The 19,596-nt window shown below is 56.7% G+C and carries 19 protein-coding genes and 1 tRNA gene; 10 read left to right on the top strand and 10 right to left on the bottom strand.

Annotation, left to right across the window (positions count from 1 at the left end):
• The 5 genes from AC2FHW_RS03020 to AC2FHW_RS03000 form a co-directional block, all read right to left on the bottom strand.
• Nucleotides 1–75 (bottom strand) — tRNA-Glu (locus tag AC2FHW_RS03020).
• Between the two features lie 98 nt (nucleotides 76–173).
• Nucleotides 174–1,916 carry a single-stranded-DNA-specific exonuclease RecJ gene (recJ, locus tag AC2FHW_RS03015; RefSeq protein ID WP_496821386.1) on the bottom strand — a complete coding sequence of 581 codons (1,743 nt, stop codon included), beginning with the start codon at nucleotides 1,914–1,916 and terminating at the stop codon, nucleotides 174–176.
• A 91-nt stretch (nucleotides 1,917–2,007) separates the two neighbouring features.
• Nucleotides 2,008–2,991, bottom strand: coding sequence for a class II fructose-bisphosphatase (glpX, locus tag AC2FHW_RS03010; protein ID WP_271946243.1), 984 nt, complete (start codon nucleotides 2,989–2,991; stop codon nucleotides 2,008–2,010).
• A 69-nt stretch (nucleotides 2,992–3,060) separates the two neighbouring features.
• The gene (locus tag AC2FHW_RS03005) at nucleotides 3,061–4,347 is read right to left on the bottom strand and encodes a homoserine dehydrogenase (protein ID WP_271946246.1); all 1,287 of its coding nucleotides are present in this window, start codon (nucleotides 4,345–4,347) and stop codon (nucleotides 3,061–3,063) included.
• 124 nt (nucleotides 4,348–4,471) lie between these two features.
• Nucleotides 4,472–4,720: a hypothetical protein gene (locus AC2FHW_RS03000; protein ID WP_142634680.1), complete on the bottom strand. Its 249-nt coding sequence runs from the start codon at nucleotides 4,718–4,720 to the stop codon at nucleotides 4,472–4,474.
• 100 nt (nucleotides 4,721–4,820) lie between these two features.
• Here AC2FHW_RS03000 and AC2FHW_RS02995 point away from each other — a divergent pair, with 100 nt between their 5' ends.
• Complete coding sequence (locus tag AC2FHW_RS02995) at nucleotides 4,821–5,408, top strand: TetR/AcrR family transcriptional regulator (RefSeq protein ID WP_271946250.1); 588 nt, start codon at nucleotides 4,821–4,823, stop codon at nucleotides 5,406–5,408.
• Between the two features lie 7 nt (nucleotides 5,409–5,415).
• Here AC2FHW_RS02995 and AC2FHW_RS02990 read toward each other — a convergent pair whose 3' ends face one another.
• On the bottom strand, nucleotides 5,416–6,327 hold the full coding sequence (locus AC2FHW_RS02990; RefSeq protein ID WP_496821384.1) for a pirin family protein: 912 nt from the start codon (nucleotides 6,325–6,327) through the stop codon (nucleotides 5,416–5,418).
• A 159-nt stretch (nucleotides 6,328–6,486) separates the two neighbouring features.
• On the opposite strand from AC2FHW_RS02990, the gene AC2FHW_RS02985 reads away from it, so the two are divergent.
• Nucleotides 6,487–6,957, top strand: a complete 471-nt coding sequence (locus AC2FHW_RS02985; protein WP_142634674.1) for a hypothetical protein — start codon at nucleotides 6,487–6,489, stop codon at nucleotides 6,955–6,957.
• A gap of 67 nt (nucleotides 6,958–7,024) precedes the next feature.
• Here the strand turns inward: AC2FHW_RS02985 and AC2FHW_RS02980 are convergent, their stop codons facing one another.
• From AC2FHW_RS02980 to AC2FHW_RS02970, 3 genes are read right to left on the bottom strand one after another with little or no spacing between them, the layout of a single operon-like run.
• Nucleotides 7,025–7,705 carry a hypothetical protein gene (locus AC2FHW_RS02980; RefSeq protein ID WP_142634671.1) on the bottom strand — a complete coding sequence of 227 codons (681 nt, stop codon included), beginning with the start codon at nucleotides 7,703–7,705 and terminating at the stop codon, nucleotides 7,025–7,027.
• Nucleotides 7,706–7,709: 4 nt separating this feature from the next.
• Nucleotides 7,710–8,243: a TadE/TadG family type IV pilus assembly protein gene (locus tag AC2FHW_RS02975; RefSeq protein ID WP_142634669.1), complete on the bottom strand. Its 534-nt coding sequence runs from the start codon at nucleotides 8,241–8,243 to the stop codon at nucleotides 7,710–7,712.
• Nucleotides 8,240–9,853 carry a TadE/TadG family type IV pilus assembly protein gene (locus AC2FHW_RS02970; RefSeq protein WP_282027475.1) on the bottom strand — a complete coding sequence of 538 codons (1,614 nt, stop codon included), beginning with the start codon at nucleotides 9,851–9,853 and terminating at the stop codon, nucleotides 8,240–8,242. The genes AC2FHW_RS02975 and AC2FHW_RS02970 overlap by 4 nt, the downstream gene beginning before the upstream one ends.
• A 332-nt stretch (nucleotides 9,854–10,185) precedes the next feature.
• Here AC2FHW_RS02970 and AC2FHW_RS02965 point away from each other — a divergent pair, with 332 nt between their 5' ends.
• The 4 genes from AC2FHW_RS02965 (at nucleotide 10,186) to rpoD (ending at nucleotide 16,191) form a co-directional block, all read left to right on the top strand.
• The gene (locus AC2FHW_RS02965; RefSeq protein ID WP_271946263.1) at nucleotides 10,186–11,616 is read left to right on the top strand and encodes a Glu/Leu/Phe/Val family dehydrogenase; all 1,431 of its coding nucleotides are present in this window, start codon (nucleotides 10,186–10,188) and stop codon (nucleotides 11,614–11,616) included.
• Nucleotides 11,617–11,761: 145 nt separating this feature from the next.
• Nucleotides 11,762–12,058, top strand: coding sequence for a hypothetical protein (locus AC2FHW_RS02960; protein WP_142634663.1), 297 nt, complete (start codon nucleotides 11,762–11,764; stop codon nucleotides 12,056–12,058).
• An 80-nt stretch (nucleotides 12,059–12,138) separates the two neighbouring features.
• Complete coding sequence (gene dnaG, locus AC2FHW_RS02955; RefSeq protein WP_496821382.1) at nucleotides 12,139–14,088, top strand: DNA primase; 1,950 nt, start codon at nucleotides 12,139–12,141, stop codon at nucleotides 14,086–14,088.
• Between the two features lie 114 nt (nucleotides 14,089–14,202).
• Nucleotides 14,203–16,191, top strand: a complete 1,989-nt coding sequence (rpoD, locus tag AC2FHW_RS02950; protein ID WP_142634659.1) for an RNA polymerase sigma factor RpoD — start codon at nucleotides 14,203–14,205, stop codon at nucleotides 16,189–16,191.
• Between the two features lie 194 nt (nucleotides 16,192–16,385).
• On the opposite strand, the gene AC2FHW_RS02945 is transcribed toward rpoD, so the two are convergent.
• Nucleotides 16,386–17,393: a helix-turn-helix domain-containing protein gene (locus AC2FHW_RS02945; protein WP_496821380.1), complete on the bottom strand. Its 1,008-nt coding sequence runs from the start codon at nucleotides 17,391–17,393 to the stop codon at nucleotides 16,386–16,388.
• Nucleotides 17,394–17,668: 275 nt separating this feature from the next.
• On the opposite strand from AC2FHW_RS02945, the gene AC2FHW_RS02940 reads away from it, so the two are divergent.
• The 4 genes from AC2FHW_RS02940 (at nucleotide 17,669) to AC2FHW_RS02925 (ending at nucleotide 19,588) form a co-directional block, all read left to right on the top strand.
• Nucleotides 17,669–18,133, top strand: coding sequence for a thiol-disulfide oxidoreductase DCC family protein (locus tag AC2FHW_RS02940; RefSeq protein ID WP_342781992.1), 465 nt, complete (start codon nucleotides 17,669–17,671; stop codon nucleotides 18,131–18,133).
• Nucleotides 18,076–18,678: a DUF4166 domain-containing protein gene (locus AC2FHW_RS02935; protein ID WP_342781991.1), complete on the top strand. Its 603-nt coding sequence runs from the start codon at nucleotides 18,076–18,078 to the stop codon at nucleotides 18,676–18,678. The genes AC2FHW_RS02940 and AC2FHW_RS02935 overlap by 58 nt, the downstream gene beginning before the upstream one ends.
• A gap of 78 nt (nucleotides 18,679–18,756) precedes the next feature.
• Entirely contained in the window at nucleotides 18,757–19,155 is a 399-nt protein-coding gene (locus tag AC2FHW_RS02930) for a hypothetical protein (RefSeq protein WP_142634653.1), read from the top strand.
• A 19-nt stretch (nucleotides 19,156–19,174) separates the two neighbouring features.
• Nucleotides 19,175–19,588 (top strand): secondary thiamine-phosphate synthase enzyme YjbQ, encoded by a 414-nt coding sequence (locus AC2FHW_RS02925; RefSeq protein WP_496707881.1) that lies wholly within the window; start codon nucleotides 19,175–19,177, stop codon nucleotides 19,586–19,588.
• Nucleotides 19,589–19,596: the final 8 nt, after the last annotated feature.

Raw genomic sequence — 19,596 nt, 5'->3', positions numbered from 1 at the left:
TGGTAGCCCGTAGGGGAATCGAACCCCTCTTTCCAGGTTGAAAACCTGGCGTCCTAACCGATAGACGAACGGGCCACGCTAGCTTGTGGGGGGCCTTTTACGGTTTCACTCTGACCCCCGCAAGCCGAAAAACGCAGGGTTGTGAAAGTTTTTTGGCGGTGGCGAATGCGGCCTTAGATCGCCTCGGCGGCATCTTCCAATCTGAGTTGTACAGTTTGCCGTCCACCCCATGTGTTCACCTCAAGTCGTCCGGCGAAATGAAAGCGTGCGCCGCCGTGATTGGTCAGCCGTTCCCCCATTGGTCCGTCAAAGGCGCCAAACGCAATGGCATCCAACCCGGCACCCACCCCGTCCGACAGCGACAGCTTCAGATGGGAGTCGCCGACCCGCTTGGCAAAGCGCACTTGTAAGTCCGGAAAGGCATACCGCGGAGCCGGAGCACTGGCGCCGAAAGGCCCTGCTTTTTCAATCTGTTCAATCAGATCGACAGTGGCCGCGCCGGGCATAAGTGTGCCTTCCAGTTTCAGGTCAGCAGGGCCGGTTTGACCTGCCCCTTGTTTTGCTAGCAATTCGCTGAGCCGTTCCATCGCCGGTTCCAGCTGATCACGCATGACCGTCAGGCCAGCCGCCATCTTGTGGCCGCCGCCCTTGACCAGCAGACCTTCCGCCGCCAGCCGCTGAATCGAGGCACCCAGATCGACACCGGTCACTGATCGGCCCGATCCTTTGCCCTCATCCCCGTCCAGACCGATGACGATGGCCGGGCGGTTGGCGGTTTCTTTGAGGCGCGACGCGACGATGCCGACAACGCCCGGATGCCAGCCTTCCCCGGCCGCCCAGACCAAGGGCGCATCAAGGCCCCGTTCTTCGGCCTGTTCCATGGCGGCTGCCCGAACCGCATTTTCAATATCGCGCCGCTCGGTGTTCAACTCGTCCAGCCGCTGCGACAGAGCCTCTGCTTCATGGGTTGAATCGGTGCTGAGCAGCCGGGCACCCAGATCGGCCTGGCCGATCCGGCCCCCTGCGTTGACGCGCGGGCCCAGCATGAACCCCAGATGATAGCTGTTGGGCGCGGAATCCATCCGCGCCACATCCGACAGCGCCACCAACCCCGGTCTTTGTCGTTGCGCCATGACCTTCAGCCCCTGACGCACAAGCGCGCGGTTTGCACCGATCAAAGGAGCCACATCCGCCACCGTGGCCAGCGCCACAAGGTCTAGCATTGCAATCAGGTCAGGCCCTTTTGCACCCGCTTCACGCAGTTGCCGTCCGGCCTCGACCAGCATCAGGAACACGACGGCGGCGGCACAAAAATAGCCAAGATCGCCGCTTTCGTCCTGTCTGTTCGGGTTCACCACGGCCACGCAATCGGGCAAAGTTTCGCCACCAAGGTGGTGGTCCAGGACGATGACATGGGCCCCCTTTGCGGCGGCGATGGGTTCATGGCTGAGGGTTCCGCAATCGACGCAGATAATCAGATCATGCGCGGCGGCCAGTTCCTGCATCGCCGGGACGTTGGGGCCATAGCCCTCATCAATCCGGTCAGGCACATAGAGCGTCGCCTGCAGGCCCATCTGACGCAACCACGTGAGTAGCAGAGCAGCCGAACTGCCTCCGTCGACGTCATAATCGGCAAAGATCGCAATGCGCTGCTTTAGACGGACCGCAGTCAGAAAACGGGTTGCAGCGGTTTCCATGTCTTTCATCGCGCGCGGATCGGGCAACAGCTCTTTCAGTTTGGGTTCTAGAAATCCCGGAGCTTCCATTGCCGGAACACCGCGCCGGGCCAGAACCTGACAGACGGCCCGGGGCAATCCGGCTTGTTGTACCAGCACCTCGGTCGCGCGCTCTACATCCGCCGAGGGGCCGACCCAGCGACGTGCTGACAGTGAATGTTCAACCCCAAGAAAGCTCATGTCCTGCCCCTGATGTGCCAAGGCCGGACCCTCGCGGACCCGGCCTTATCATTTCTATGGATAGCCCTGCACGATGGTCAGGCGCAAGAACTTAGCCGTCGCTATGCGACCACGTCGGCGTGCGGTAGGACATGCGTCGAACCGACCCGGTTTTCGACCGCATCAACAGGGTGGTGGTTTCAACCCAACCCGGCTCGCGCTTGATGCGCGGCAGCAAAGAGCCGCCGGTGACGCCGGTTGCGGCAAAGATCACATCGGCGGTTACCATCTCATCGCGCGAATAGATGCGGTCCAGATCGGTGATGCCCGCTTTGGCGGCGCGGCCGCGTTCGTCATCATTGCGGAACAGCAGGCGGCCAAAGATCTGCCCGCCCATGCATTTCAGCGCTGCAGCGGCCAGAACACCTTCGGGGGCGCCGCCTTGGCCCATATACATGTCGATCCCGGTGACTTCGCTTTCGGCGCAGTGCATGACGCCAGCAACATCACCATCGGTGATCAGGCGGATAGATGCACCGGTTTCGCGAACTTCGGCAATCATTGCCTCATGCCGAGGGCGTTCCAGGATGCAGACGGTAATGTCGGCAGGCTCGCAATCCTTGGCCTTGGCCAGCGCTTCCACACGTTCGCGCGGGCTCATGTCCAGGCTGACAACGCCTTCAGGGAAACCCGGGCCAACGGCCAGTTTGTCCATATAAACGTCCGGTGCATGCAGCATTGATCCGCGCGGACCCATCGCAATGACAGTCAACGCGTTGGGCATGTCCTTGGCGGTCAGCGTGGTGCCTTCCAGCGGGTCCAGCGCGATGTCGACGCCGGGACCATTGCCGGACCCGACCTCCTCACCAATATACAGCATCGGTGCCTCGTCGCGCTCGCCTTCACCGATGACAACGACCCCGGCGATATCCAGAAGGTTCAGCTGTTCGCGCATGGCATTCACAGCGGCCTGGTCAGCGGCTTTTTCATCACCCCGTCCAACCAGCGAAGCCGAAGCAAGCGCAGCCTGTTCCGCAACCCGCGCCAGGCCCAGAGACAACAGGCGGTCATTGAAATCAATCTTGGCAGCACTCATTTTCACTATCCTCAGGTCAGTATCGGCGTCTTGTCCGGCATAGCCTGCGTATCGTGCAGGCCGCAAGGGTCAAACCTCTTCAATCCGCAAAGCAACCGGTGTGCCCGAAACAACATCGGTCTCGTGCAGACCCAGCAAGGCGACATCCAGCGTGGCACGGGTGGTTTTGTGGGTAACTATCAGAACCGGCGCGGTGCTTTCCGCATGGGCGTATTGGCGCATGCGATCAATCGAGACCCCGGCATCGCCCAGGATGGCCGCAACTTTGGCCAAGGCGCCGGGTTTGTCCAGCAGACCCAGACGCAAATAATAAGGGGCAGGGCGACCAGTCAGCGCTGGCACTGCGTCCTGCAAAGAACTGGCAGGGCGGCCGAAGGTCGGAATCTGAAGCCCACGTGCCAGATCGCAGACATCGCCCATCACCGCGCTGGCCGTTGGACCCTCGCCAGCTCCGGGGCCACGCAGAACAACCTGCTCGACCGCGTCGCCTTCGATCACCACCATATTGGTGCCGCCTTCAAGCTGGCCCAGGGGCGAGTCACTGGGCACCAAACACGGCTGCATCCGCTGTTCAAGCCCCCGTGCCGTGCGCTGAGCCACGCCCAACAGTTTGATCCGGTATCCCATGTCATGGGCCTGGTCGATGTCATCCAGACTGATCTGCTGAATGCCTTCGATCTCGATCCCGTCGAAATTCGGTTTGGTGCCGAATGCGATCGAGGCGAGCAGCGCCAGTTTATGCGCGGCGTCTATCCCGCCCACATCCAGATTTGGATCGGCTTCAAGGTAACCCAGCTGTGCGCATTCGTCGAACAGGGCGTTATATCCCTGCCGCTGCGATTGCATCCGGGTCAGGATATAGTTGCATGTGCCATTCATCACCCCCATGACGCGGGTGATTTCGTTGCCCGCAAGTCCTTCGGTCAGGGATTTGATCACTGGAATGCCGCCAGCCACGGCCGCTTCGAAGCGGATCACACGGCCCGCGGCTTCGGCCATTTCGGCCAGTTCCTGACCGTGAATGGCCAACAGGGCCTTGTTGGCGGTGACGACATCCTTACCACTGGCTAGCGCCGCTTCGACCGAGGCTTTGGCAGGCCCGTTTTCCCCGCCCATCAGTTCAACAAAAACATCAATATCGTCGCGCTGTGCCAATGCGACAGGGTCAGTTTCCCAGACATAATCCGACAGGTTCACACCGCGATCCTTGCCAGCATCACGCGCGGAAACCGCTGTGATCTGGATGGGACGACCCGTTCGTGCCTGCAGCAGGTCGGCATGGCGGCGCACGATCCTGACGACACCCACACCAACAGTTCCCAAGCCCGCAATTCCAAGCCGCAGCGCCTGTGTCATCCTGTGGGTTCCTTTCCGCTCGATAATCCTAATCTGGGGTGTTTCCCCGTTCCCGCTGCCTTAGCGGGTTCGGCGCCGAGGCGCAATCCGCGACACCCATGCCGGGCGACAGAAAACCTGAGGATTAATTGGTCTGAGCGTTTTGCAATGCCGTTGCCTTTTTCTTCAACGCCTTGCTGCGGTCGGTCAGTTCACTTTCGACCTCTGCCGCTTCGTACAGCGGGTCAACAGGCACAGCGAAAACATCTGCCAGTGGGGTTAATTTGGGGTAGGGGGCCGATTGCACATTAGGCCCTTCGCGGTCTTTCAGCTCGGGAAAATTGGTGCATCCCAGGCAGAGCAAAACTAGGGGCAGAAGAAGAAGGGGCTTCATGATGAAACCTTATTGTGGCAACTGGCATCGGTGATGCACTTTTTGTCCGGTCGTTTCAAGCGGGCTTCTATCTGAACATCTGTTCAGATATGGTGGATACATGGCACGTACACAAGGCTCACATTCGGACATTACCGGCCCGCGTATCCGGCAGGCGGCGCTTGGGCTTTTCGCACGCCATGGGTATGCTGCTGTTTCCATGCGGAAAATTGCGGCCGAGGTTGGGGTGCAGGCCGGGGCATTGTACAATTACACCCCGGATAAGCAGAGCCTTCTGTTCCGTTTGATGCGCGACCATATGCAGGATTTGTTGTCCGCCTATGGCGAACAAAAGCAAACTGGCGATCCGCAGGATGCTTTGCGTCGGTTTGTCGGATTTCACATCCGGTTCCACCTGCAGCGCCCTGACGAGGTATTCATCGCCTATATGGAACTTCGGAACCTCACGCCCGAAAACTTCGCCGAAATAGAGGATCTGCGCCGCAAGTATGAAGACGGGCTTGAAGCCATTTTGCGCGAAGGTCAGCGGGCGGGTATCTTTGCGGTCGCGGATACGAAGATTGCGACATTGGCGGTCATCGCCATGCTGAACGGCGTCATGACGTGGTATCGCGCCGGTGGGCGGCTTTCGCTGGACGAGGTTGAAGCCGTCTATTGGGACATGGTCCGAAAGGCGATGACTGCTTAAGGGGCAGTCAATGTGCCGGCCGAATAAACGTCCCGTTGCGCAATTCGCGAAAAGCCTGTTCCAGCTCGGTCCGGGTGTTCATGACGATGGGGCCGTGCCACGCGACCGGCTCATTGATCGGTGCGCCGGAAATCAGCAGGAACCGGACACCTTCCGGACCTGCCTGAACGGTCACTTCGTCACCACTCCCAAAGCGAACCAGTGTTCGGTCTCCCGACATGTCACGAATGTTCACCTCTTGGCCGCCAACTTCTTTTTCCAAAAGGACCCCCGCAGGCCGCGAGGAATCAGCAAAGGCGCCCGCGCCTTCGAATACATATGCAAATGCGCGACGGTAGGTGTCTATGGGGAAGGTCTTCTTCACACCTGCCGGAATTTGGATGTCCAGATACTGAGGGTCGGCGGCGATGCCGTCGACTGGGCCTGTCTTGCCCCAAAACGTCCCCACGATCACGCGGACAACGGTTCCGTCATCGTCCATGATTTCAGGGATCTCTTTGCGCGGCACGTCCTGATATCGCGGTGTTGTCATCTTTTGGGCCGCGGGTAGATTGCCCCACAGCTGAAACCCGTGCATTTGGCCGGTTCGGCTTCCCTTGGGCATTTCCTGATGCAGGATTCCGGACCCTGCCGTCATCCACTGCACATCACCCGCGCCAAGTGTTCCGTTATTGCCAAGTGAATCCGAATGCTCAACCGAGCCGGACAGGACATAGGTGATTGTCTCGATCCCGCGATGCGGATGCCATGGAAATCCAGCCTGATAGTCCTGCGGGCGTTCATTGCGAAAGTCGTCGAACAGCAAAAAAGGATCCAGTTCTGACGGGTCCTGAAAGCCGAAAGCGCGGTGCAGTTTAACGCCTGCCCCCTCCATCGTCGGTATGGCCTTTCGGGTTTCCAAAGTCGGTCTGAGGGACATTGCTGCGCTCCTGTTGCTATGGGGAAGATGTACCGCACCGCCATGGCGGGTCAATTTGCGCTGAAACACGCAACCTGTGCGAAATTCAGCAGGTGCGTTCGCCTCTGTTGTTTGGCTGGGAAAGTGGCTAAACCCAACTGCAAAGTGGGAGAGCAGCAAATGCAACAAGAAGTTCTGGCCGTGGTCAAAGCCTCATCACCCAGGCGGTGGATGGGTGTTGGAATGTTGTCGACCGTGGGCTTTCTGGTTGTTTTCGTCGCGCTTGCCGCGCCGCCGGAGCCATCCTGGCAGGTATTCCTGTTTGTGGTAGGCGCGGCGTCCTTCTGGCTGGCCTATCGCATGTGGCAGGCAACCTCGGATTGGATCGAGCTGACTGAGACCGAGCTGAGAACCGGGGCAGGGCAGCCGATCGCCGCAATAGAAGACATTGAAACCGTCGAAAGAGGCGCGTTTGCCTTCAAGCCGTCGAATGGCTTTCTGGTAACAACCCGGCAATCAGGTGCAAATAGATGGGCGCCGGGGCTGTGGTGGCGCCTGGGACGCCGCGTTGGCATCGGCGGCATGACGTCCGCCGCCGAAACCAAATTCATGTCAGAAATATTGTCTGTGATGGTGGCGGAGCGCGGCTAGGTCAGACCTTCGGCGCCACCTCGTTATTCGAAGGTGGGGTGGAAGGCACTAAGAGGCCAACCTTGTCCTAATTCGTTGCGCTTTCCGCACTCGCACCGGAATCCCCTGTGCCTGGGTCCTCGATTTCACCGATCTCGCCAGACCCGTCGGGATTTTCCTCAATTTCAACAACGCCCGACACATTTGCCGCAACCTCATTGGTAAAGCGTGGGCGTGTAAAGACGAAATTTTCAAAGACGTGGTCGCCTTTGAGGAAATCCACCCCATAAATCGAGTCAAAGACCGGAATGTAAGCATTCGCCGTTTCAACAATGATCAGTGTGTCCTGGTTGGGCATAGGCGGCAGGTTATCACGCATGCGGTCAATATTGTCGTCGGTCCAGATGCTGTCGTACCCGCGCGCGGTTGACCATCTGACGTAATGACGATCATCTTCTTCGTCGAACACAACCAGCGACACGCGCAGATTCATCTGTGATCGGTTGTTGACCATCGCCACCAGCAGCGAATGCAATGAGGTGATATATGTGTCCGTGATCGTGCCGGTCTCGCGAGAGATCAAATCGCCAACCGTATATGCCGCTTTAAGGTTAGATGCGCTTTGGCGGAAGCCGTCGAAATACGTGAAGGCGCCTGTGATCGTCCACACCAGCATCGGAAAGACAAGCAAAGCCTCAACCGTGAGTACCCCACTCTCGTCTTTCGTCTTGGATTTCAGAAGATTCCGGAGCTTTGAAATGAAAAACATAGGCTTACAGAGGCTCCTGTACGAAGGCAGTCGTCGCGGTAAGTTCGATCTGGCCTGATTCATCCGACAAAATACGCCCCATCGCCGATGTAGGGAAAATCGGATCGACCTTTGCGCAGGCCCGAAGGATCATCAACTCGTTCGAAAGGCCATTTTCGAAAGCGCGAACTGGGTTCACTTCTTCAGAATTGTCAGTGCAATCCGGGACAGGCGGAAGGTTCAACCCGACAAACGCGCTTTGTTGCAGCATCTCCAGCTGCAAGTTGGTGGTACAGCGTTTGATCACTACGACGCGATCACAGATCGTACTTTTTATCTGATCATGCGTTGGGTTGGTGCCCGTGCCGAGGCGAATGTCGCGAACTGTCTGGTCCACAGCCCGCTCTAACATCGCCTGCTGCAAGGTGACCACCGAATATTCCATCGCACTCAGGATGAAGAACATGAATGCCGGGAAGATGATCACAAACTCGACGGTGACCGCCCCATCTTCCCTGCGTCTCAGGCTTCGCAGCTTTGAAACAAGGGCTCCGATCATTGGGTCAACCGCAGTTTTCTGATCGACGACGCGATAGAAGCAAATGCGTCTTCCAGGTCCAGACCGTTCACATTGTATACATGGCTGTCCGAGCTGGCACAGTCCTTGATGGTTTTGTACCCGGCTCTGGGTGCTTCGAAGGCGATGCCATAGACAATGACGCCCTCATCTTTGGCTGCGTCACAGATATGCTTGGTGCGCTGGTTCTTGGCCGAAGTTTCAACTTTGGCATACGCTTTCGAGTACCACTCGGCCCATGCACTTGACTGCCAGTAATAGTTATATCTTGCATTCCAGGCCAAAGACACACGGTTGAAGAGTTCTGGATAGGTCAGGCGAACAGCCGTACCCAATTCTTCGTTGGCTGGTGTCTCTGGATCAGGATTGCCGAACGGATGGTCCGCCCATGTGTTCTGCTGTGGCCAGAAAAAGTTAGGCCGACCCTGCGAATGGTAGACTGTGTATTCGGAGGCCTCAGCATTGTACCAGACATCCGACAAGCCCTCCCGAAGGGACGGGTTCAGCATATACTGGTCCGTGTTCTGACCGTCGGTCATTACGATTACAATTTTCAAGATGTCCGAGTTATAGTCTGACGGGCGGGTCCGGAAGTGATTTGGAACGATGTTGTCGTCAGCCAGGTCGCTCACAATGCCACGAACGCTTGGGTCCAGGAAGGCCACGCCCCATTTCATGCCGACATCTATCGAGGTGTTCCCGGTTGCAGTCAACGCCTTGATCTGTTTGGTCAATGCCTCCAGATTATCGGTAACAGGCGTAATCGCACTGCCATCGCGGACCGGGCAAACCGGTGTTCTGATCGAGCCTTCGGAATAGGTGAAGGGGTCAAAATGCGCGGTGCGTTCCAGCCTGTCATCACGCTCTAGGTCCGCGTCGCTATACTGTTCAGGGATAAAGTTCACACAATGGGAGTAGTTGTGCTCTGCTGTAACGTTGGTGAATTTGCTCAGGATGGGTTCACCCGCGTTGACCTGAGTTGCGTAAGGCACGATCGAGATCGAAATGCCCGTGCGGTTAGGATCATCTGAATCCAGCATCAGCGTGACAAATTCTGTGGCCGCATCCTGCAGAAGCGCAATTTTGCTCTTCCCGCCAGAACTCGAATAGTTGTTCATTGAGCCTGAGATGTCGAGAACCAGCGAAATTTCAACAGCTCCAATGCTTTCGACGGCCGTGCTGGCCGCGTTAGCGGTCAAGCTGTTGACGCCAGAGAAATGCATAAAGTGGGTTTTGATGGTCGCCTCGGCGGTGGCTGATACTTTACGTGATCCAAAGCCTTCTTCCACCACGACGGAAGTGATTTTGCCGCCCAGCCCGGCCTTCTCGAAATAGGCATCGACAATTTCGCGTGCGGGCTTTTTCTGATCAAGGTCAGCGGCCGCAAGAACGGCGCGGTCCAATGTTGATTGCAGATTGGCGCGGTCGCGTTCGAAATTCATTAGGTCAACGCCAGCCCCAGTCGAGGCGATGATCACCAGGAAACCCAACAATACAAAGATTGTGAATGTACCGTCTTCGCTTTTTGCGAACCGGCGCGCGCTTAGCGCGGATTTAGCGCCGCTTTTGCTTTCGCGTAGAAACTTGGGCATTTTCATCTTGCAGACCTCGCTGAGCAGACATCCAAAGCTGCTAAGGAAAAGTTAACGTATGGAAATTAACTGCGAAACGTGGCGGGAATTGGGCGAAAAGGGCCCAGTTTTGGCTGGTTTGAGGGAAATTGAGGGATAATTCCGGACTGTCGCGCGGGGCTGTATTCGATGCGTGAACAATTCGGCGGATAATGTCTGGGTTTGGCGACTCAGCCAGAGTTCGAATATTTCCCCGTAACTTGAGATATTATTTCTGCTTAAACATTGATCGTTTAGCAAAGGGGTGCGACAAAACGTCAGAACGCAAGTCGTTCGCCGGCACGGAGGTTTAAATGACGGCCACAAAAGAACCCAGCTTTCGAGAGAGTGTAGATCTTATGTTTAACAGGGCAGCGTCCCTGATGGATCTGCCTCCGGGCCTTGAAGAAAAGATAAGGGTCTGCAACGCCACCTACACTGTACGCTTCGGCGTCCGGCTGCGCGGTGACATACACACGTTCACCGGATATAGGTCGGTACATTCCGAACATATGGAGCCGGTGAAAGGCGGCATTCGCTATGCTTTGGCGGTGAACCAGGACGAAGTCGAAGCGCTGGCGGCGCTGATGACCTATAAGTGCGCCCTTGTCGAAACGCCATTTGGCGGATCAAAGGGCGGCTTGTGTATAGACCCGCGTCAATACGAAGAGCATGAGCTTGAACAGATCACCCGCCGGTTCGCCTATGAGTTGGCCAAGCGCGACCTGATTAACCCGTCACAGAACGTGCCAGCCCCGGATATGGGGACGGGTGAGCGTGAAATGGCGTGGATGGCGGACCAATACGCCCGGATGAATACAACTGACATCAACGCGCGCGCCTGTGTGACAGGCAAGCCGCTGAATGCTGGCGGTATTGCCGGACGGGTCGAGGCCACGGGCCGCGGCATTCAATATGCGCTGCGCGAGTTTTTCCGCCATCCTGAAGACATTCAAAAGGCAGGGCTGTCGGGCAAGTTGGACGGCAAGCGCATTATTGTTCAGGGCTTGGGGAATGTGGGCTACCACGCTGCCAAGTTCCTGAGCGAGGAAGACGGCTCTCGTATCGTGGGCATCATTGAATGGGACGGAGCGCTGTATAATCCCGACGGGATCGACGTCGAGTCGGTTCGCCAATGGATTGTCAAGCATGGCGGCGTCAGCGATTATCCCGACGCCACCCATTCCGCCGAGGGAGGGGCCGTGCTGGAAGAAGAGTGCGACATCCTGATCCCGGCGGCGCTGGAAGGTGTGATCAACCTTGATAATGCCGATCGCATCAAGGCCCCGTTGATCATCGAAGCTGCAAACGGCCCAGTGACAGCTGGTGCAGACGAAGTTCTGCGCGATAGGGGCGTCGTGATCATTCCTGATATGTACGCAAATGCTGGCGGTGTGACCGTTTCGTATTTCGAATGGGTTAAGAACCTAAGCCATATCCGGTTTGGCCGCATGCAGCGTCGCCAGGAAGAGTCGCGGCACGAGCTGATCGTCAGTGAACTGGAACGGCTGGACCGCTATCTGGGCGATGCCTGGTCCATGTCTCCGAACTTCAAGGCGAAATACCTGAAAGGTGCGGATGAGCTTGAGCTGGTTCGTTCGGGGCTCGATGACACCATGCGGATTGCTTACCAGTCGATGCGTGAAGTCTGGCACAGTCGCGACGATGTCGAGGATCTGAGGACCGCGGCCTACATCGTGGCCATTGACCGTGTCTCGAAAAGCTACCGCGCTAAGGGGCTTTGACAATACTCTCTGCGGGCGGTTGGCATCTGATCCCTCGCCCGCAGGACCAAGGCGCAACAGGGCTGCGCAAGATGCAATTCGACGATGGCGCGCATCCGCGCCCGGCAGTAGACTTCAGCGACGAGAACGAATCCCGGAGACCACCATGTTGCGTATTGCCGTCGCGGCTATTTTACTGGCCACACCTCTGGCTGCTCAGGAAACAAAAGAACAAAGCTGTCAGCATCAGGCGGATGTCGTGGCGGCGATCCAGCAGGCGCGACTTGACCGCGTGAAAGAGCGCGACGTGCCGCAAGCCGTGGCCGATACAGGTCCGACCTGGCCCGCGAACTATAATGCCGCGATCCCGCTGATCACCCCTTGGGTCTATGAGCAGAAGATGCGCGATGTGCGCAAAAAGGATCTCGGCGCCACGTGGATGGAGCTGTGCCTGCAGCAGTAATCCAAAACCTTGCGATTTCTTTGCGGACAAACGCGCGCCTTCCCCTTGGCGCGCGTTGCTGTTTCTGTCAGGTTTAACCCATGTCATTACCACCCGGTTTTCTGGATGAGTTGCGCACCCGGCTGAGCTTGTCTCAGGTCGTCGGGCGCAAAGTCATGTGGGACGCGCGCAAGTCCAATCAGGGCAAGGGCGACATGTGGGCTCCGTGCCCGTTCCATCACGAGAAGACAGCATCGTTCCACGTCGATGACCAAAAGGGATTCTATTACTGCTTTGGCTGCCATGCCAAAGGGGATGCGATCAGCTTCGTGAAAGAGACCGAGAATGTCTCGTTCATCGAAGCGGTCGAAATTCTCGCGCGTGAAGCCGGGATGCCGATGCCAGAACGTGACCCCAAGGCGCAAGAGAAACAGGATCGTCGCACGCAACTGGCCGAGGTGATGGAACAGGCGGTGCAGTTCTTCCGGTTGCAACTGAAAACAGGGGCAGGTGGGGAGGCGCGCGATTATCTGGCGCGGCGCGGCTTGAAAGAGCGGGCGCTGGATCGGTGGGAAATCGGCTTTGCGCCCGACGGTTGGCAGGCGCTTTGGGATCACCTACGCGGCAAGAACGTTGCCGAAGATCTGATCCTTGGTGCGGGTCTGGCGAAACCCTCGAACAAAGGTAAAAAGCCCTATGACACGTTTCGGAACCGGATCATGTATCCGATCCGGGATCCGCGCGGGCGTTGCATTGCGTTCGGTGGCCGGGCGATGGACCCCAATGACAATGCGAAATATCTGAACTCGCCCGAAACCGAACTGTTCGACAAGGGACGCAGCCTCTATAACCAAGGCCCCGCGCGGCAGGCTGCCGGCAAAGGGCAGCCATTGATCGTGGCCGAAGGATATATGGATGTGATCGCGCTTGCCGAGGCCGGTTTTGGCGCATCGGTGGCCCCATTGGGCACCGCAATCACCGAGCATCAGTTGCAATTGCTGTGGCGTATCTCGGACGAGCCGATCATTGCGCTGGATGGCGACACGGCGGGTTTGCGTGCTGCGATGCGGGCGGTCGATCTGGCCCTGCCGCTGCTTGAGGCAGGAAAGTCCTTGCGCTTTGCGCTGATGCCTGAGGGCAAAGATCCCGATGATCTGTTGCGGGCCGATGGTCCAACGGCAGTGCAGACGGTATTGGAAGAGGCCATGCCAATGGTCAGGCTGCTGTGGCAGCGCGAAACCGAAGGCAAGGTGTTCGACAGCCCTGAACGCAAGGCTACGTTGGAACGCACACTCCAAGAAAAGACACTGCTGATCCGAGATGGTTCAATTCGCTCTCATTACGAGCGAGAAATCAAGGATCTGTGTTGGAAACTGTTCCGCCCACAAAGGCAGAAGCAAAACCGCCCCTGGCAACCGCGCGGGAAATGGAAACCTCAGCCACAACCGGCCACACCGGGTGCGCGGGCGTCGTTCCTGGCATCGTCCGACAATGCCGATATCCAGATGCGCGAAGCCGCCATTTTGGCCATCGCCGCATTGAACCCCCAAGTCGTGGTGCAGTTTGAGCACCAACTGGAAGAAATGGAGTGCCGTGACCAAGATCACGCTGGCCTGCGCGATGCCATTCTGCGGCACGCGATAGATGATCCTGAGAACCTCAAACAACATATTGCGGAAACTTTGGGACATCACGCCCTTGAAAACCTGCTGGCCCTTCGCCATGTCGCAGTGATCCCCTGCGTGAATAAACCGGGCGACGTTGAAAAGGCCGAAATGACATTGGCTGAGGAACTCGCCAAAATCAAAGCTCTCAGGGGTCTGGACGCAGAGATTGCCGAAGCCGCAGAGGAGCTGTCTGATCTGGACGATGAAGCGTTGACCTATCGCTTGGCGCAAGCTGCCGAAGAGCGCAACAGAACAAGCCGAAGCCAGAATGAAGACAGGGCCGTTTTCGACATCGCTGACAATGGTGCGCGAATCAACCGCGACGAGAAGGATGCGTTTAAGGCAATCATGTCAGGTATCAATTTCGAGCGAAAACGCCGGTAATGTGGTGTTTTCGTAAGGCACTGGAAAAGAAAAACAGGTAAACGGGTGGCCGAATCACTTCAACGCGCTAATGATTCGGTTCAATCGAATCACCCATCCCTGCAGGAGCATTGAATGGCCGCCAAGGATACAAACGAAGACAGCAAATCCGACGAGCAGGAACAGGAAATCTCGCTGGACATGAGCCAGACTCAGGTCAAGAAGATGATCGCCGAGGCCCGCGAGAAAGGTTACATCACCTACGACCAGCTCAATCAGGTCTTGCCGCCTGATCAGGTCAGCTCGGAACAGATCGAAGACGTTATGTCGATGCTGTCCGAGATGGGGATCAACATCATCGAAGATGAAGAGGCGGAAGAGGAAGAGAATAAAGGCTCGACCGACCTGATCACAACGGAAAGCAACCGTGAGGTCACGCTGGCCGGTGCCGCCGCAGAAAAGCTTGATCGTACCGATGACCCGGTGCGCATGTATCTGCGCGAAATGGGTTCGGTCGAACTGCTCAGCCGTGAGGGCGAGATTGCTATCGCCAAGCGGATCGAGGCTGGTCGCAATACGATGATCCTGGGGCTTTGTGAAAGCCCGCTGACCTTCCAGGCGATTACGATCTGGCATGATGAATTGCTGTCCGAAGACATTCTGCTGCGCGACGTCATTGATCTGGAGGCCACTTTCGGCAATCAGATGGACGAAGACGGCGATGTCGAAGAGCCGGTCGTCGACACTTCGACCGTGCAGGCCGCAAAGCCCGCCAAGGAAGAAGGCCCCGAGCTGGATGCCGATGGCAACCCGATTGCGACCGATGATGACGATGACGAAGACGAGCAGGCGAACATGTCGCTGGCTGCTATGGAAGCTGCTCTGAAAGATCAGGTTCTGACTACGCTCGAGCGTATTTCGACTGATTTTGCGATGCTGAGCGAAATGCAGGACAGCCGGATTTCGGCAACCCTGAACGAAGACGGCACATTCAGCGACACGGACGAAGCGACCTATCAGAAGCTGCGCGCCGAGATTGTCGAGCTGGTGAACGGCCTTCATTTGCACAACAACCGGATCGATGCTTTGATCGACCAGCTCTATGGCATCAATCGTCGGATCATGTCGCTGGACAGCTCGATGGTGAAGCTGGCGGATCAGGCCCGCATCAACCGTCGCGAATTTGTTGACGCCTATCGTGGGCGTGAACTGGACCCGAACTGGCTGGCTGAGATGGCTGAAAAGCCGGGCCGGGGCTGGCAGATGTTCATCGAACGCTCGACCTCCAAGGTCGAGGAACTGCGCAACGATATGGCTCAGGTCGGGCAATATGTTGGCCTGGACATCAGCGAATTCCGCCGCATCGTACAGCAGGTCCAGAAAGGCGAGAAAGAGGCGCGCCAGGCCAAGAAAGAAATGGTCGAAGCCAACCTGCGTCTGGTGATCTCGATCGCCAAAAAATACACGAACCGTGGTCTGCAATTCCTTGATCTTATTCAGGAAGGTAACATTGGCCTGATGAAGGCCGTAGACAAGTTCGAATACCGCCGCGGGTATAAGTTCTCGACCTACGCCACCTGGTGGATCCGTCAGGCGATCACCCGGTCCATCGCGGATCAGGCACGCACGATCCGTATCCCAGTCCATATGATCGAGACGATCAACAAGTTGGTTCGGACGGGACGTCAGATGCTGCATGAAATCGGCCGCGAGCCGACGCCGGAAGAACTGGCCGAAAAGCTGCAGATGCCGCTGGAGAAGGTCCGCAAGGTGATGAAGATCGCCAAGGAACCGATCAGCCTGGAAACGCCGATTGGCGACGAAGAAGACAGCCAGCTTGGCGATTTCATCGAGGACAAGAATGCTGTGCTGCCGCTGGACAGTGCTATTCAGGAAAACCTCAAGGAAACGACCACGCGTGTTCTGGCCTCACTTACCCCGCGGGAAGAACGGGTTCTGCGGATGCGGTTTGGCATCGGTATGAACACGGACCACACCCTGGAAGAGGTCGGCCAACAGTTCAGCGTGACTCGCGAACGTATCCGCCAGATCGAGGCGAAGGCGCTGCGAAAACTGAAACACCCCAGCAGGTCGCGAAAGTTGCGGTCGTTCCTGGATCAGTAACCTAGAAAAGGCGCCTCGACCGAGGCGCCTTTTTCGTTTGAAACCAATGTTCACGGTGGCTTGTAGAAACATCAATTTGGCGAGAACTCACAAGAAGCCCGCTGCGCGTCTTCCTATATCCGCAATGTCCACTCATGGGACGGGCCGGGGCGAGGCTGCAAGGCTGACGACCCCCGGCTACCTCAAAGTTACGATCAAGGATCCAGGCGGCTGCGAAAAGCGCTGGGCGCGCGACCCGTCCACCGTTTGAAAGCGGTGGAAAAGGCGGGTTGGTCTGCGTAGCCAAGTGAGAATGCAATTTCAGATAGCTGCATACCGTTGGTGATGAAAGTTTGGGCCAGATCACAGCGCAGATCGTCTGCGATCTCTCGATAGCTTGACCCTTCATCCTTTAGCCGACGTGCAAATGTTCGCGGGCTCATGCCGAGATTGGCGGCTATGTCATCGGCTTGCGGAAAATTCCCCGGCATCGAACGTGTAATCAGACCCTCGACCTGCGCCCGCAATTTTTGCTTAGGCGAGGCCCGCTCTGCCAGGACGCGTTCCCCGTACTCAATCAGATGCTCTCGAAGCATCGGGTCATATGTGGGCACGGGAAGATCCAGAGCTGAAGGCGACAGAACAATCTCTAGGTTTTCTGCTCCAAACTCTACCGAAAATCCTGCAAGCTTTTGAAATATATTTCTTTTCTCTCCAACTTCGTGTTGAAAGCGAATTGCTATGGGGTGGAAGTCTGACTGCGTCAGGTTCCGCATTCGCGCCAGTGTCCCAAACATCAAAAACTCTGTGCGTCTGTGATACCGGGCAAAACTTGCGTCTTCCCAATCCGCCTCGAAGGACACAAAATTCCCGGCATGGCGCAGACTGAAGGTGATTGTGGGATCTATGATGCGAGAGAAGCGGGTTGTGTTTTCAAACACCTGCCGGAGGTCACGAGAGTACTTGCTGATATAGGCCGTAATGCTAGAGGCCGAACTGACTTTTGAACCCGCATAGGCGGCAAAAGTTATGTCGCGCATAGCGTCGCAGGCATATCTGATGAACATCGCCTCAGTTTGCGCACTGTAGACTGTAGTGGGGGGAGCGATTGCCGCTCGGCTTAGACCGCTGCGTTCCAAAAGCTGGTCTGCTAACTCTGGGCCGCCCGAACGCTCATCTACCGTTCGGGTCAGGTGTTGAATTCTGGCAATATCAAGCTCCATATCCAATTCTTAATGCTTTCGCGAAAAATTTGAACCCAGTTTGCACGGGTGCAGGCAAACCCATCTGGCAGGTTTTCACAAGTTTCTGGCACTTTTCAGCAAGGATATAGCAACGCAAAGGCATAGTTACCTCGTGTTGTCGGGTCAGCACCTTGTGGGGATGAGGGTAGAGCTCCGGTCGTCTCAGACTAGCGATCGGTGGCTCCCCGGCACGTTTCATCTGAAAACCTACGTGTCGCATTGCGGATTTTACCCTTCAATGGCACGGTCCGGTTGTGGCGAAATTGATCTGGTATCCAATGCAAGACCGGGCGATCTCAGATGTGGGAACCGAGCAGAACCTCATCGTTTTTGATGGAGAATGCGTGCTGTGTTCTCGGTTTTTCAGGTTCATGCTGTGGGCTGACACAAAGAAGCGGTTCAAGTTTGTAATTGCCCAGTCCCCCATAGGACAAAGCCTTTACCGGCAACTCGGCCTGCCCACCGACGAGTTTGAAACCAATCTTGTGATCGTTGACGGTGTTGTGCATCAGCGCTTGGATGCTTTTGCTGCTGCAATGCGCAGCTTACCCGCTTTGTGGCCTGTTCTGTCGGCCTGTCGATTTCTTCCGCGGTTTTTGAAGGATCCGCTTTATCATTTCATCGCGCGCCACCGATTTGCATTCTTTGGACGGTTCGAAACGTGCCTGGTTCCGGATTCATCCATGAAAGCGCGGTTCTTCCCCGGAGGGTATGCGTGAGGCCGGACCCATTTCTGCAGGCCCTTCCAGCCAATTCTGAGGTGCCGGATGCGGTCCGAAAATTCCACAGTGAAACGGCAGAGTTTACAGGACTATGCAGCATCCAAAGAGGAACCGGGTGGTTGACCTCTTTGTCATTGTGGTTGGGTGGGTTTCCCCCCGCTGCAGATACTCAGACGGTCCGCATTCGAACCAAACTCAATGGCCAGGAATGGGAATGGTTCAGGGATTTTGGCGGGCATGAGACGCTGTCTCATCTGGTCTACGACGCAGACAGGCGGTGCGTGAAAGAGAGGATCGGAGGGCTGACCATCTGGATGCGCCCACAGGTTCGAGGTCAAAAGCTGCATTTGAACATCCTGCGCCTCACTCTATTGGGGGTGCCATGCCCAAACTTTCTTTTACCGCGTTCGGCGACGGTGGAATGGCAGGATGATCAAGGCCGGTTTCGGTTCGATGTTTCCGCAGAAATGCCGATGTTGGGTCAACTGATCCGATATCGGGGCTGGCTGATGCCGGTTCACGTAAATAGGAACAATGCCTGAATTGAACGTGAGGTGGCTTTGCCATGGCCGCCTGCAATCTACTTTAATATTTATCAAGAAACATGAGAGAGTAGCATTATGAAAAAAGTGATCACATCTGCGGTTCTGGCCGCCGCCACGTTGTTTGAACCGGGGGCGGTGACAGCAGCACCAAACGGTTTTCAGACTGTTGCAGTAAACGACAAAGTGTTTGAGGTGATCCCGCGCGCGCGCAGGGATGTGGATGGCTATTGGTGCGCTGCTGCAGATTTTGCTCGTCGCAGCTTGGGGGCAGGGTGGCAGCAGAATATCTATGTTGTGCGTGGATATGGCCCAAGCGAAGCTACCGGTCGCCGCACGGCGGTCCAATTTTCGTTGACCCCTCCGGCAAATGTCGAGCAGAGCACAAGCTTTGTTTCCATTGGTTTCCAGCCGGGGCAGAGCAGGTCCGTCCAGAACGCGAATGGCCTGTGTTTCCGGCAGCCAATTTTTGACTGAAGAAGGTAAGACCCGCGTTTTGCAGACCGAGTTTATCATTTCAACGCAGGGGTCGGGGCTGTATGAGTTCACCTCGGGTATACGAGACTGGCTTGCCCCAAGCGGTCGCGACGGATTGTTGACCCTGTTTGTGCGCCATACCTCGTGTTCTCTGGCCATTCAGGAAAATGCGGACCCCGAGGTGCGGACAGATTTGCAGGCCTTTTTCGAACGTCTAGTGCCACCGGCGGATGATCCGTCGATGGCGTATTTAAGGCACACCTATGAGGGGCCAGACGATATGCCAGCACATATCAAAGCTGCGTTGCTGCCTGTGTCCTTGGGCATTCCTGTCGCCGCAGGGGTGCCCATGCTGGGGACATGGCAGGGTGTTTATCTGTTTGAACACCGGACCCAATCACACAACCGACGCGTCGCTGCGCATTTCGCGTGACCCCTTTA

The organism is Ruegeria sp. YTSA108 (genome assembly GCF_059610185.1).
This window is presented reverse-complemented; position numbering and strand designations above follow the sequence as displayed.